The organism is Caldimicrobium sp. SLHALR3 (genome assembly GCF_058692735.1).
Genome location: NZ_CP182484.1, coordinates 1,060,589 through 1,073,474 on the forward strand (window position 1 = coordinate 1,060,589; position 12,886 = coordinate 1,073,474).

Genomic DNA, 12,886 nt, shown 5'->3' on the forward strand with positions numbered 1-12,886 from the left:
CTTTTTGCTAATTTTGGTTTTTAATAATCATAAAAAAATCGGAGAAAAAAAAATGAGAAATTTAAATAAATTGTTTGGTATTTTTTTAGTAGGTATAGTATTTTATTTTTTCTGGATACCAAAGAGTTTTTGTATAGAAAATAAGGTAAAATTGTTTTATGAAATCTATTACGGCCCCTTTAAAGTAGGGGAATCGGAGATTTATTTAACCTCTGAAAAATACACTGCTATTGTTTATAGCACCGGTTTAGCAGAAAAGATTTTTCCTTTTTATGCTAAATGGGAAACTTGGGTAGATAAAAAAGGATATCCCAAAACAGTAGTTATTTATTCTAAAGAAAGAGGGAAAGAGAGAAAAAGGGCGATTTATTTTAAAAGAGAAGAAGGTAAAGTAGTTTATCAAGAACTTTTACCAAAATATAAAGAACCTGAAAATATTTCTTTAGATTTTCCTATATATGATGAGCTATCCTCTTTTGTGGCTTCATTTTATATAGATTATATGAAAAGCCCTCAGAGATATTTACCTTTATTTATAAAAAAGAAGAAAGAATATGTAAAAGTTAGTTTTGTAGAAAGAAAGATTTGTGAATTTGAAGAGGCAAAAAAAGAATGCTTGTATATCAGAGTTTATTTACCCAAAAAAAGCGAATTGCTGGAGAGAGCTTCTGAAGTGGACATGTTTTTATGGGATGAAAAGAGGGTTCCCTTAGAATTAAGAGGAAAATTACCCATTTTTGGTAATTTAGTAGGTAAATTAAGAAAAATAAATGCATTTTAAAAAATTTGGACAACTTCTTCAAAAGAAGGAATATGTACTTCTTTAAAATTATCTTTGAATTGTTGGGTAAGTAGATCTTTGAAAATTTCCATTTTTTCAGGCTCTCCGTGAACCAAAAATACCTTTTCAACCTTTTCCAATTTTGATATCCAATCAATTAATTCATTCTGTCCTGCATGGGAAGAAAAACCATTTATAGTATAAATGCTTGCCTTAACAGGAATTTCTTCACCAAAAAGATGAATTTTTTCAGCTCTATCTACTATATTTCTTCCTAAGGTGCCCTTAGGTTGGAATCCTACAAAAACAATACTACACTCTTCTCTCCATATATTGTTTTTAAGATGGTGTAAAATTCTTCCACCGCTAACTGTGCCATTTCCTGCAATTATAATGGCTCCTGACTTGATATTGTTTATAGCCTTAGATTCCTCTACATCTTCAGTAAAAACTAAATAGGGAAATTCAAAAGGATCTTTTTGTATAAAGATTTTAAAGGTTTCTTCGTCAAAAAATTCTGGATTATCTTTAAAAATTTTTGTAGCTTTGATGGCTAAAGGACTATCAAGAAAAACTTGACATCTTGGAAGTTTTCCTTCTTCATAAAATTCTCTTAATACATAAAGAATTTCCTGAGCTCTCTCTAAAGCAAAGGTAGGAATAATTACATTTCCTCCTTTTTCAAAAGTTTCTAAAATAGCTTGTAATAGTTCTTGTTTAGATTCTTCAAAGGTTTTATGATTTCTATCAGCATAGGTAGTTTCAATGCATAAAAAGTCAGTTTGAGAAGGGTAGGTAAAATCTTTTACGATAGGTTTATTTTTATTTCCAAGATCACCTGAGAAAGTAATTTTTTTATTGGTTTTAAGGTCTTCAATTTCTACAAAAGCTGAACCAAGTATATGTCCAGCATCCCTAAAAGTTATCTTAATATTGTTTTCTAAAAGAAAAGGAGTGTCATAGGAAATTAATATTTTAAAGTAATTAAAACTTTCAATAACATCGTATTCATCATACAGAGGCGGTGGAGGAAGATCTAGCCCTTTTCTTACAGACTTTCTATAAAGTGTTTTATAATGTTCTCTCATAACCTTTGCAGCATCAAGAAGCATAATTCTTGCAATCTGAGATGTAGGTTTTGTGCATATAATTTTTCCTCTGAAACCCTCTCTTATTAAGAGGGGGAGCCTTCCACAATGGTCTATGTGAGCATGGGTTAGAATTAAATAGGAAATCTTTTTAGGGTCAAAAGGGAATTTAAGATAATTTTTTTCACTTTCCAATCCTTGAAAAAGACCACAATCTACAAGGATTTGAGTTCCTCTTATGTCTAATAAAAAGCAACTTCCTGTAACTCCTTGAACCCCTCCATAAAATCCTATAGAAATACTCATGTTAAAGCCCCCTTTAAAGGATGATTCTATTAGAATAAGTATAAATATTACACCTATTACCTCTTAAAAATCCTATTACTGTTAGTCCAATTTTTTCTGCAAGTTCAATAGCAAGCGATGTAGGAGCACTTCTGCTAATAATAACAGGAATTTTCCATCTCCCAGCTTTTAAAACCATTTCAGAAGAAATTCTTCCACTTACAAGAAGTAATTTATTATTTAAAGAAACTTCGTTCAAAAGAGCATACCCTATAACTTTATCTACTGCATTGTGTCTTCCTATATCTTCTCCTAGAAAAATGATTTTTTCTGAATCAGCAAGGGCTGCATAGTGTATACAACCTGTAGTCTTGTATAATTCTGATTTTTTTTGAAAATCCTTAAAAAGGAGAAAAATATTTTTAAGTCCAATTTTAAAAGTACTTTCATATTTTTCTGGTATATTTTTCATAAAATTAAAAGAAGACATACAACCTGAAGTCAAGGTTTTTTCACTAAGATCTAAGGATCCTTCAGTTTCAATTTTCACTTCTATTTCTCCATTTTTTTCAATAATTTCTATTTCTTCAGGACAAAAGTTTCCTTTTATTATATCTTCAGTAAGAAAAAAACCTACAATAAGTTCTCTTATTTGTATAGGAGTTGCAGAAAAAGAAAGTATTTCTTTATTGTTAATAAATATTTTTATTTTTGTCTCAACTGCTAAAAGGTCTTCTAAGGTTTCAATCTTTTCGTTCTTGACTTTAAGTATTTTTTGAGAAATAACCGACCTCATAGATTAAAACTCAAACTATCTTACAGTAACAGCTAAGATTTGTTTCAAGGTGGTTTCTCCTTTTAAAACTTTTAATATACCGTCTTGTTTAAGTGTAAGGAATCCTTTTTGCATAGCTACATCTCTAATTTCATTGGCAGGGGCATTTTTAATAATAAGCCTTTTCAATTCATCATCTGGGATAAGAAGTTCATGTATAGCAAATCTTCCCTTGAATCCTGTGTAATTACATTCTGGACATCCAACTGGTTCATAAAAGGTTGCTTTTTCAATTAATTCATCGGTAAGTGGTTTTACTGGATGGTATCCGTATTCTCTTTTGAGTCTTTCTATTTCTTCCTTATTTGGTTTGTAAGGTTTTTTACAATTTTTGCACAATCTTTTTGCTAACCTTTGTGCTAAGATTCCTAACAAGGCATCTGCAAAATTATAGGGATCTATTCCCATATTAAGAAGTCTTGTAATTGTTTCAGGAGCGCTATTGGTGTGAAGGGTAGTTAAAACCAAATGTCCAGTTAAAGAAGCCTCAATTAAAGTGTGGGCAGTTTCCTGATCCCTTGTTTCTCCTATCATAATAATATCAGGGTCTGCTCTTAAAAAGGATCTAAAAACCCTTGCAAAGGTGAGTCCTATTTTGGGATTTACCTGAACCTGCCTCAATCCTTCTTGAACAATTTCTACAGGATCCTCAGCAGTCCATATTTTTTTATTTGGAGTGTTTAAGTATTTCAAAGCAGCATGTAGAGTTGTTGTTTTCCCTGAGCCAGTTGGTCCAACAACTAAAATTAATCCATAGGGATAGCTTAATATTTTTTTAAAATTTTTATAATTTTCTTCACTAAAATCAAGTTCTTCTAATTCTCTAAATTCTATTCCTCCAAGAATTCTCATTACTACATCCTCATTATTTTCTATGGTTGGGATTGTGGCAACTCTTATCTCAAAAGTTTTTCCATCCTTTGTCTTAAATTTAATTTTTCCATCCTGTGGAAGCCTTCTTTCTGCAATATCTAAGTTCGCCATAATTTTAATACGGGATATAACAGGTCTTTTTTGATTTTCTGGAATAGTAGTATAAACAAAACAATCGCCATCAACTCTAAATCTTACCTGGAGCCCTTTTTTTCCTGTTAAACTCTCCCAATGAATGTCTGATGCTCTCTTTCTATAAGCTTCTTCAATAATATTATTTACCAATTGAACAACAGCACTGTCAATAAGAGCTTCTTCTTCTACTTCTTCCTCTCTTTCTTCTACAGGTTCAATTTCAAAATCAAATTCCGAAATATAAGGAGAGGTCGAGGAATAATACATCTCTATAACTTCTAAAAGATCCTCCTTTATTGCAAAGGCTAATTGAACATCTGTTGAGGGAATTTGAAGGACTCTCTTAACTCTTTCAATAGTTTCTAAATCTTCAGGATTGTAACACACTAAATATATGGTTTTTTGAGATTGGAAGGGAATACAAAGGGTATTTAAGAAAAAGTCTTTTTTAATGGTTAAGACCTGAGGAACCTTTTTAAACTTTTTAAGATCTTCCAAATCAAATGCAGGAATTTGGTAAAATTTTTTGATTGCATTCAAGACCTCTTTTTTAGAAACCTTCAAAAGTTCCATTATAATAGCTTCTATACTTTTATTTGTCTCTAAAGATCGATAATAAATTTTTAAAAGGTCATCAGGAGAAAAGGTAGCCTTTTTAAGAACTTCCTTAAGTCTTTCAAAGATTTTTAGAGTTTTTACTTTTTCAAGTTGATCTAAATATCTGGGATTTGAAGTTAAAAGAAAGAGTCTTCTGTATAATTCTAAAGCTTTACTGAATTCATAAAGTTTTTCACAGATATTAGCAGCTTTTTCTAAAAGATAAATTTCTACATTTTTGGGTAATTTTTTACTCTGAAGGATCTCTAAAATTATTTCTAATAGTAAAAAGGGTTGAGGTGTTTTTGATTCTAAGTCTTCGATACTTTTTTTAATAAATTCTAAGTTTGAGAGATTGGAATTGATAAGAGTTTTTAAGTTTTTAATTTGAGCATCCATAAAAAAAATTTTAAGTCAATATATAAAAAAAGCAATATTTTTATATTTTTTTATAAAAACAAAAAAAGGAATGGAAAATTTTAAATAATTAAGATTTTTAAAAGAGTATTTTTGATATTTAGCTATTTTTATTCTTGACTTGTAATTAAATAATTGTAAAATAACTTTATCCAAAAAAATTGTGGGAGGGTATTATGAGTGAGGTAAAGAAGCATGATACACCGATGCTTGATGAGCTAAAAAAGGGTCCTTGGCCAAGTTTTGTAGATGACATTTATACTTATGGAGAAAAGCACAAAAAGCAGGCTTGTTTTGACATTATGGGCCAGTTAGAGTTGTCTTATGTTCATAAGGAAACTCATTGGAAGCATGGTGGGATTGTGGGAGTTTTTGGTTATGGTGGTGGGGTTATTGGGCGGTATTCAGACCAGCAGGAAAGATTTCCTGCTATTTGGGCCTTTCATACCATTCGTGTTCATCATACTGCAGGTAAGTGGTATCATACTTCTGCTTTAAGAAAACTTTGTGACATGTGGGATCATCGTGGAAGTGGAATTGTGAACTTTCATGGTTCTACAGGAGATATCATTCTTCTTGGGACAGTAACAGAACAATTGGAATATACCTTTTATGACTTAACTCACCAATTACATTGGGATCTTGGTGGATCAGGATCCAATTTAAGAAGCCCTGCCTGCTGTATGGGAAAATCTCTTTGCGAATGGGCTTTATTTGATGTTCAGGAAATGGATTATGAATTGACTATGCATTTTCAGGATGAGCTTCATCGTCCAGCATTTCCATATAAATTTAAATTTAAATTTTCTGGATGTCCTCTTGATTGTGTAGCAGCTGTTGCAAGAGCAGATTTATCTTTTATTGGAATTTGGAGGGATGACATAAAAATTGATCAGGAGGCAGTAAGAGCTTATGTAAATGGTGAGATACCACCCAATGCTGGTGCTTTTTCTGATAGGGACTGGGGTCCTTTTGATATTAAAAAGGAAGTAATTGATCTTTGTCCAGCAAAGTGTATGTATTGGGATGAAAAGGAACAGAAACTTTACATAGACAATAAAGAATGTGTCAAATGCATGCACTGTATAGCAGTTATGCCTGAAGCTTTGAGACCGGGAGATGACAGAGGTGTTTGTATATTAATTGGAGCTAAATCGGTTATTTTAGAGGGTGCTCAACTTTCAACTGTTCTTATTCCTTTTATGAAAACAGAGCCACCTTATGATGAAATAAAGGATTTAATTTATAAAATTTGGGACTATTGGATGGAAAATGGTAAGAACCGTGAAAGAGTTGGGGAATTGATTCAGAGAGTTGGATTAAATAGATTCTTAGTTGATGTTCTTGGAATTGAGCCACTTCCTCAGCATATTCTTATACCTCGTGCTGAGCCTTATATTTTCTGGAGAGAAGAAGAGGTTCCTGGTGGATGGACAAGAGATCTTGCAGAATTTAGAAAACGCCACCCAGCTTAAGTTATGAAAGTTAAAAAATTATAAAATTAAAAGGAGGGAGTTATGGGTTTAGAAAAATTAAAAGAGCTTGATCCTATTTTTCAAAAACCTTATGATCCAGAATTAGCAGAGAAGTTATATAATCCTCAGAAACCCATGGAAAATAGAATCAGTGATATTGGACCTCCCTATTTTTGGCAGTTTATGCCTCCTATTGTTCAGAAAAACTTTGGAAAATGGAAATCCCATCAGATTATACAACCTGGTGTTATAAAGAGAGTTTCTGAAACAGGAGATACTATTTATGTAGTAAGATGTGGAACTCCCCGTTTAGAGACAACTGATTATATAAGAGAGATTTGTGAAATTGCTGATAAGTATTGTGGTGGATATGTAAGATGGACTACCAGAAATAATGTAGAATTTATTGTAGATTCTGAAGAAAAATTAAAAGCTCTTCTTGAGGATTTAAAAAATAGAAAGCATCCTAACGGTTCTTATAAATTTCCCGTTGGCGGAACTGGGGCCGGAGTAAGCAATATTGTTCATACTCAGGGTTGGATCCATTGTCATACTCCTGCTATTGATGCTTCTGGAATTGTTAAAGCATTAATGGATGAACTTTTTGAATATTTTGGTTCTCACAAACTTCCTGCAAAAACAAAACTTGCTCTTGCCTGCTGTTTGAATATGTGTGGAGCAGTTCATTGTTCAGATATTGCCATTGTTGGAATTCACAGAAAACCACCCTTTGTTGAAGATGAAAGATTGGAAGCAGTTTGTGAAATTCCTTTAACAATTGCCTCTTGTCCTTTAGGAGCTATAAGACCTGCAACAGTAGAAATTGACGGAAAGAAAAAGAAAACAGTAAGAGTTAATGTAGAACGCTGTATGTTCTGTGGAAACTGTTATACTATGTGTCCTGCTATGCCTCTTGCTGATGGAGAGGGAGATTGTGTTACTATAGTTGTTGGTGGAAAAGTATCTAATAGAATTTCACCTCCCAGATTTTCAAGGGTTGTTCTTACAGGAATTCCCAATGAACCTCCTCGTTGGCCAACTACTGTAAAATGGGTAAAACACATATTAGAAGTTTATGCTAAACACGCGAGAAAATATGAAAGAGTGGGTGACTGGATTCAGAGAATTGGTTGGGAAAGATTCTTTGAATTAACAGATATTCCATTTACTGAAAAATGCATAGATGACTACAGACTCGCTTATACTACCTACAGAACCTCTACTCACTTTAAGTTTACTAAACATGTAAAAACAAAATTAGAAGAATATTTTATTCAAAAATAAAAAAGGGGTGAAAAATTATGACCAAAGAAGAACTTAAGCAAAAAATTCTTCAGGTAATAGAAGAAAAAGTTAAAAAAGGTGGAAAAAGTAAGGTGTATTTAAAAGATATTCAGAGAGATCTTCCTGATGTTAGTCCCCGTGATATTAAAAATGCAGCTAATGAACTGGTGAGAGAAGGTAAGCTTGAATACTTCTCCTCTGGAAGTACAGTAATGTTTGGAATTCCTGGTGTAGGAATTGGTGTAGAAACTGCTTTTAGAAAAGAGGAAGAAGAGAAAGAAGAGTAAAGTTAGATTTTTAAAATTAAGGGAGGGTTAACCCCCTCCCTTAATTATTTTTTGAAAAAGTTTAAAAATTTTAGGATAAAAAGTTTCCGTCAATTTAAATAATCTTTTCTCAGCAATAGGTATATATTTTTTAAACCATAATTTTCCCATTTTAGATAATTTACAATAAGCTGCTAAAGCCTGCATTAAGCGGATAACACTTAAAAATTTAAATTCTTCAAAAAATTTATTTTCAGGATATTTCGCAAGAGTTAAATAGTATCTCAAAAATTTATAAGAATTTTTAAAATTTTCAAAATAATCTACATAAGGATCAAATAATAAGGAGGCTAAATCGTAAGAAGGAGGTCCCAACCTTGCTCCTTGAAAGTCTATAATAAATACTTTTTTATTTTTAATCATAATATTTTTACTTTGAAAATCTCTATGCATAACCACCAAAGAAATAAATTCACTTTTTTCTTTTGCCCAGTTAAAAAAATCTTTAATGAAGTTAAAATCTAACTTGAGGTTTTTGTAATCTTTAAGATACCACTCAAAAAAATAATTTATTTCCCTTTCCCAGAGAAAATTAAAATCATAAAAGGGGGTATCTAAGGTCTTTTCTATAGGGAAAATGGAAGAAAGATTTTGTAGTCTAATTAGTATTTCTATAGTCGCATAATAAAAAGATTCTAGATTTTTGATATTGCATAATTTAATATCACCAAGATCCTCTATTATAAGAATTCCTCTATCTTTGTCCCATAATTTTATTTCTGGGACTGGTATGTCATTTCTATAAAAGAAAGTTCCTAATTCGTAATAAGATTCTGCCTCTTTTAATCCATAAGGACCTTCTTGAGGTAAAATAAGAATTAAAGAATAGTTTTTTAAAAAAAGCCTGTAAAACCTACGATTAGAACCATCACCTCTCAAAGATTCTATTTTCTCAGGATAAATTTTAAAAATTTTTAAACAGTTTAAAACATCTTTCATATTAAAATCTGATTTCTGTAAATTCCTGTTTTTACATAAGCTCCTTTCCAAGAAATAACCTTTGATAGTAAAGTTTCATCCTCTATAACAGTATCTTTTTCAATATATACCCAATCCTTAAATATAACTTTTTTTCCTATGTTTTTTGTTTTTACGACTAAAGGATTAGAATAAAAAGGTGTTTCAGGAATTTTTATTTTTTTAATAAGAATGTCTTCATGGGCTTTAAAATAACTTTCAATTGTTCCTATGTCTTTAAAATAAGAGGAATTTTCTATGTAAGCTGAAATTTTAATTCCACTTTTTATTAAATCTTGGTATATTTCTATGATGTCTTTTTTAAAGGGAAAGTATTTAATTATTTCTGGGGTTATTATTTGAATCCCTGCAAAGGTGAAAAGGTTGTTTTTTGTTATTCTAAAAGAGATAACATTGTTAGAGATTTCGTCAACTTTAACATTGTTTTTATCCCCTTTATAAAGAACCATTACTACAGGGCTTTTTGAAAATTTTAGAAAAGAAAAAAACTTTTTAAAATCAAAATTAGTTAAAATATCAGAATTTATAATTAAGGTTTCTTCTTTAAAGAAACTTTTTGCATTTATTATAGCACCACCTGTTCCTAAAAGTTCTTTTTCTTCAAAAATTCTTATTTCTAAATTTGGATTTCTTTTCTGATAATCTTTTATAAAATTTATAAGTTTCTCTTTTAGATGAAAAACATTTATACCTATAGAGGTTATTCCTAAGTTTTTGATCTGGTCTAAAATGATTTCAATAATTGATTTTCCTAAGATGGGGAAAAGAGGTTTAGGTAAGATATTAGTATAGGGTAAAAGACGAGTCCCTTTACCTGCTGAAAGGATAAAGGCTTGCACTTAAAAATTTATGCTTCCTTAGATGCACTTTTTTCACTTTTGTCTTCTAATTTTTCAATATCCTCCTTAACATCTGCACCTTTTAATGCCTCTTTAAAAGAACGGATACCCTTTCCCAGACCTGCTCCAACTTCTGGTAGTCTTTTAGCACCAAAAATAAGTAAAGCTAAAAAAAGAATAATAAAAAGTTCTTGCCCTCCTAAATTAGGAAACATGATTATCCTCCCTTTTTGATTTCTCCAAGTTTTACTAAAATTATACCTACTTCATAAAGAAGTGTCAAGGGTATAGCTAAAAGAATCTGATTAATAGGGTCAATTCCTGAAGTTAAAATAGCAGCTATGAAGAAGACTAAAATGATGGCGTATGGTCTAAAATTTTTTAGCTGTTTAGAGGTTACTAAATCAAGTTTTGAAAGGAGGAATAAAAAAGAAGGTATTTGAAAAAGCACACCAAAGATTATAAAAATTTTCAGAACAAAAGATATATATTCATTTAAAAAGGGTTTAAAAACGAGAAATTTTTCTCCGAAAGATAATAAAAATTTTAAAATAGCTGGAAGAAACACAAAATAGGCTAAGAGATCACCTATCAAAAAGGCAAAGCAGGTTAGAAAAACAGCACTCTTTACCCATTTTTTCTCGTGTGGATAAAGACCTGGAGCAACAAATGCCCATATTTGATAAAAAATATAAGGACTTGCTACAATAAACCCTACAATTATAGCTAACTTTATATAAACGATAAATACTTCAGGAAATATCCTAAAAAAAACTTTAGACTGAGGAGAAACAACTTTATATAAAGGTAATAATAGAAAATTGAGTAGTTTTTCAGCAAATATATAAGAGACAATTGCACCTATTACCCATCCAATAAAAGACTTAATTAAACAGCTTCTTAATTCAATAAGGTGATCTATTATTGTTTGTTTTTTATACTCTTGTGTCAAATTATTCATGAATAAGATTTTCCATAGCTTTTGCTATGTTTTCTGGATCAATTCCTGCTAATTTAAATAATTCTTTTGGACTTCCAGAAGACATAGGACCCTTTAATCCCAGAAGTTTAAGTTTTACAGATATACCTTTTAGAGCAAAAAAAGAAGCGATTTTACTTCCTAAACCAGTTTCTACATAGTGATCTTCTACTACTAATATATTTTTTAGTTTTGAAGCTTTTAGAAGATCTTCTTCTGGCAAAGGTCTAATTGAGGCTACATTTAAAAGGGAAATTTCAATGCCTTTATTTTTAAGCATTTCCCAAGCAGAAAGGGCATAATGACACATAGTTCCGTAGGTAATAATTACACCTTTATTTCCAGTTCTTATCCAATCTGCTTTTCCAGGGATAAATTGATAGTTTTCGTCAAAATAAGGACTACCATCTTCTTTAGTTATTATAGGAACTTTTGATCTTCCCATGCCAACAAAAACATTTCCTGGTCTTTTAGCAATAAATCTTATTATGTGATCTGTTTGATTGGGGTCTGCAGGTATGTAAATTTCAAAATCAGGAAGATTGAAAAGAATTCCTAAATAGTCTATACACTGATGAGTTGGACCATCTTCTCCCACATCAGCTCCTAAATGGGTTGAAACAACCTTTAAGGCGGTTTTGTTAAGAGAATTTAACCTTAATTGATTGTAAACCTCATCAACAGCAAATACACCAAAAGTTGAAAAAAATACTAAAAAGCCTTCTTTTGAAAGAGCTCCAGATAGAGAAGCAGTATGATGCTCCTGAATACCAGATTCAAAAAATGCTGAAGGAGAATGTTTTTTAAAACTTCCCATTTTTACGGAACTTTCAAGGTCACAGGTTAATCCTAAAACCTTAGGAGGTTTATTTGGTAAATTGTTTTTTTCAGCAAGTTTAAGGAGGGCATTTCCGTAGGCACTTCTGCAATCGGTTTTGGTGTCAACTGAATAGATGGTAGGTTCTGGTGTTTCTATTTCAACAGGAAGGGGTTCATGTGGTTGGTGAGGAAAAGATACAACCCAGCTTTTTCTTTTTTCTTTAAGAACATCGAGTTCCTTTGGATCAAAACCAAGTTCTTCTAAAGCTTTTTTTGCTAAATCCTCTGGAAGAGCCATTCCATGCCATTTATGGTCGTTTTCCATAAAAGATATTCCTTTACCCATTGTAGTATGAGCTAAAATTGCAGTAGGATTCCCAGGATTGTCTACTTCTTTTTTGATGGCCCTTTTTAAAGCTTTAAATATTTCTGAATAATTATGTCCGTCTATTTCTATTACATTCCAAGAAGTTGCCAATATTTCTTCTTTTATTTTTTGAGGCATAACTTTTGATATATCTCCTCCTATTTGAAGTTTGTTATAATCAATTAAAACAATTAAGTTGTCAAGTCCAAATTTTACAGCCCAGCGTCTTGCTTCAATTACTTGCCCTTTTTGTTGCTCTCCATCACCCATTAAACAAAAAACTTTATTATTAAGTCCTTTCAATTTAATAGCTATTGCCATTCCACAAGCTGCTGAGAGACCTTGTCCCAAATTTCCCGTATTCCACTCCACTCCAGGAACTGCCTGTTCTACATGCCCAGCAAAAGCAGATCCAGCGCGTCTAAATTCCATAAGAAAAGGTTCTTCAGGGAAAAATCCATATTCACAAAGAACACTATATACACCAGGACTAATGTGTCCATGACTTATAACTATTCTATCTCGATCATAAGCTCTTGGATTATTAGGATCAATTTTAGCAATTCCATACAAAACAAGAAGCATACTTAAAGATGATAAAGAACCTCCTGGATGTCCACTTCCTGCCAAAGTGGTAGCTAATATAATTCTTCTCGCACACCTTTTAAAGGAAAGCTCCAAAGCTTGGATTTCCTCTTTTGACAAATCGTCTTTATTGAGATCAAACTTCATCATAAAACCTCCCTCTTCTAATTCTATAAAAAATTATAAAAGACATTTATAACTTGAGAGTAAGAAAAAATCAAGA

At 31.4% G+C, this 12,886-nt stretch carries 12 protein-coding genes; 4 read left to right on the top strand and 8 right to left on the bottom strand.

The genetic code is table 11. The annotated features are described in order from the left end of the window. Nucleotides 1-52: 52 nt before the first annotated feature. A complete protein-coding gene (locus ACLGLP_RS05680) occupies nt 53-781 on the top strand; it encodes a DUF3108 domain-containing protein (RefSeq protein ID WP_492112311.1) in 729 nt (242 codons plus the stop codon). On the opposite strand, the gene ACLGLP_RS05685 is transcribed toward ACLGLP_RS05680, so the two are convergent. The 3 genes from ACLGLP_RS05685 to ACLGLP_RS05695 are packed head-to-tail and all read right to left on the bottom strand — an operon-like array spanning nt 778 to nt 4,993. Next, nucleotides 778-2,175: an MBL fold metallo-hydrolase RNA specificity domain-containing protein gene (locus ACLGLP_RS05685; protein WP_492112312.1), complete on the bottom strand. Its 1,398-nt coding sequence runs from the start codon at nt 2,173-2,175 to the stop codon at nt 778-780. The genes ACLGLP_RS05680 and ACLGLP_RS05685 overlap by 4 nt on opposite strands. Before the next feature lie 13 nt (nt 2,176-2,188). Next, nucleotides 2,189-2,950 (bottom strand): formate dehydrogenase accessory sulfurtransferase FdhD, encoded by a 762-nt coding sequence (gene fdhD, locus ACLGLP_RS05690; protein ID WP_492112313.1) that lies wholly within the window; start codon nt 2,948-2,950, stop codon nt 2,189-2,191. A 15-nt stretch (nt 2,951-2,965) separates the two neighbouring features. Further along, nucleotides 2,966-4,993 carry a GspE/PulE family protein gene (locus ACLGLP_RS05695; protein WP_492112314.1) on the bottom strand — a complete coding sequence of 676 codons (2,028 nt, stop codon included), beginning with the start codon at nt 4,991-4,993 and terminating at the stop codon, nt 2,966-2,968. 194 nt (nt 4,994-5,187) lie between these two features. On the opposite strand from ACLGLP_RS05695, the gene dsrA reads away from it, so the two are divergent. The 3 genes from dsrA to ACLGLP_RS05710 all read left to right on the top strand — a co-directional run bounded on the left by dsrA (nt 5,188) and on the right by ACLGLP_RS05710 (nt 8,057). Then, nucleotides 5,188-6,486 carry a dissimilatory-type sulfite reductase subunit alpha gene (gene dsrA, locus ACLGLP_RS05700; protein ID WP_492112315.1) on the top strand — a complete coding sequence of 433 codons (1,299 nt, stop codon included), beginning with the start codon at nt 5,188-5,190 and terminating at the stop codon, nt 6,484-6,486. 135 nt (nt 6,487-6,621) lie between these two features. Next, nucleotides 6,622-7,770 carry a dissimilatory-type sulfite reductase subunit beta gene (dsrB, locus tag ACLGLP_RS05705; protein ID WP_492113737.1) on the top strand — a complete coding sequence of 383 codons (1,149 nt, stop codon included), beginning with the start codon at nt 6,622-6,624 and terminating at the stop codon, nt 7,768-7,770. Nucleotides 7,771-7,787: 17 nt separating this feature from the next. Next, complete coding sequence (locus tag ACLGLP_RS05710) at nt 7,788-8,057, top strand: dissimilatory sulfite reductase D family protein (RefSeq protein ID WP_492112316.1); 270 nt, start codon at nt 7,788-7,790, stop codon at nt 8,055-8,057. Between the two features lie 27 nt (nt 8,058-8,084). Here ACLGLP_RS05710 and ACLGLP_RS05715 read toward each other — a convergent pair whose 3' ends face one another. From ACLGLP_RS05715 to ACLGLP_RS05735, 5 genes are read right to left on the bottom strand one after another with little or no spacing between them, the layout of a single operon-like run. Next, nucleotides 8,085-9,035, bottom strand: a complete 951-nt coding sequence (locus ACLGLP_RS05715; RefSeq protein ID WP_492112317.1) for an aminoglycoside phosphotransferase family protein — start codon at nt 9,033-9,035, stop codon at nt 8,085-8,087. Beyond that, nucleotides 9,032-9,913 (bottom strand): nucleotidyltransferase family protein, encoded by an 882-nt coding sequence (locus tag ACLGLP_RS05720; RefSeq protein ID WP_492112318.1) that lies wholly within the window; start codon nt 9,911-9,913, stop codon nt 9,032-9,034. The genes ACLGLP_RS05715 and ACLGLP_RS05720 overlap by 4 nt, the downstream gene beginning before the upstream one ends. A gap of 8 nt (nt 9,914-9,921) precedes the next feature. Then, a complete protein-coding gene (gene tatA / locus ACLGLP_RS05725; RefSeq protein WP_492112319.1) occupies nt 9,922-10,128 on the bottom strand; it encodes a twin-arginine translocase TatA/TatE family subunit in 207 nt (68 codons plus the stop codon). 2 nt (nt 10,129-10,130) lie between these two features. Beyond that, entirely contained in the window at nt 10,131-10,874 is a 744-nt protein-coding gene (gene tatC, locus ACLGLP_RS05730; protein WP_492112320.1) for a twin-arginine translocase subunit TatC, read from the bottom strand. Next, nucleotides 10,867-12,813 carry a transketolase gene (locus ACLGLP_RS05735; RefSeq protein ID WP_492112321.1) on the bottom strand — a complete coding sequence of 649 codons (1,947 nt, stop codon included), beginning with the start codon at nt 12,811-12,813 and terminating at the stop codon, nt 10,867-10,869. Before ACLGLP_RS05735 ends, tatC begins: the two co-directional genes overlap by 8 nt. Nucleotides 12,814-12,886: the final 73 nt, after the last annotated feature.

Coding starts and splice junctions, on each gene's coding strand:
- ACLGLP_RS05680 (WP_492112311.1), top strand. CDS start 53: ATGAGAAATTTAAATAAATTGTTTGGTATTTTTTTAGTAGGTATAGTA.
- ACLGLP_RS05685 (WP_492112312.1), bottom strand. CDS start 2,175: ATGAGTATTTCTATAGGATTTTATGGAGGGGTTCAAGGAGTTACAGGA.
- fdhD (WP_492112313.1), bottom strand. CDS start 2,950: ATGAGGTCGGTTATTTCTCAAAAAATACTTAAAGTCAAGAACGAAAAG.
- ACLGLP_RS05695 (WP_492112314.1), bottom strand. CDS start 4,993: ATGGATGCTCAAATTAAAAACTTAAAAACTCTTATCAATTCCAATCTC.
- dsrA (WP_492112315.1), top strand. CDS start 5,188: ATGAGTGAGGTAAAGAAGCATGATACACCGATGCTTGATGAGCTAAAA.
- dsrB (WP_492113737.1), top strand. CDS start 6,622: ATGGAAAATAGAATCAGTGATATTGGACCTCCCTATTTTTGGCAGTTT.
- ACLGLP_RS05710 (WP_492112316.1), top strand. CDS start 7,788: ATGACCAAAGAAGAACTTAAGCAAAAAATTCTTCAGGTAATAGAAGAA.
- ACLGLP_RS05715 (WP_492112317.1), bottom strand. CDS start 9,035: ATGAAAGATGTTTTAAACTGTTTAAAAATTTTTAAAATTTATCCTGAG.
- tatA (WP_492112319.1), bottom strand. CDS start 10,128: ATGTTTCCTAATTTAGGAGGGCAAGAACTTTTTATTATTCTTTTTTTA.
- tatC (WP_492112320.1), bottom strand. CDS start 10,874: ATGAATAATTTGACACAAGAGTATAAAAAACAAACAATAATAGATCAC.
- ACLGLP_RS05735 (WP_492112321.1), bottom strand. CDS start 12,813: ATGATGAAGTTTGATCTCAATAAAGACGATTTGTCAAAAGAGGAAATC.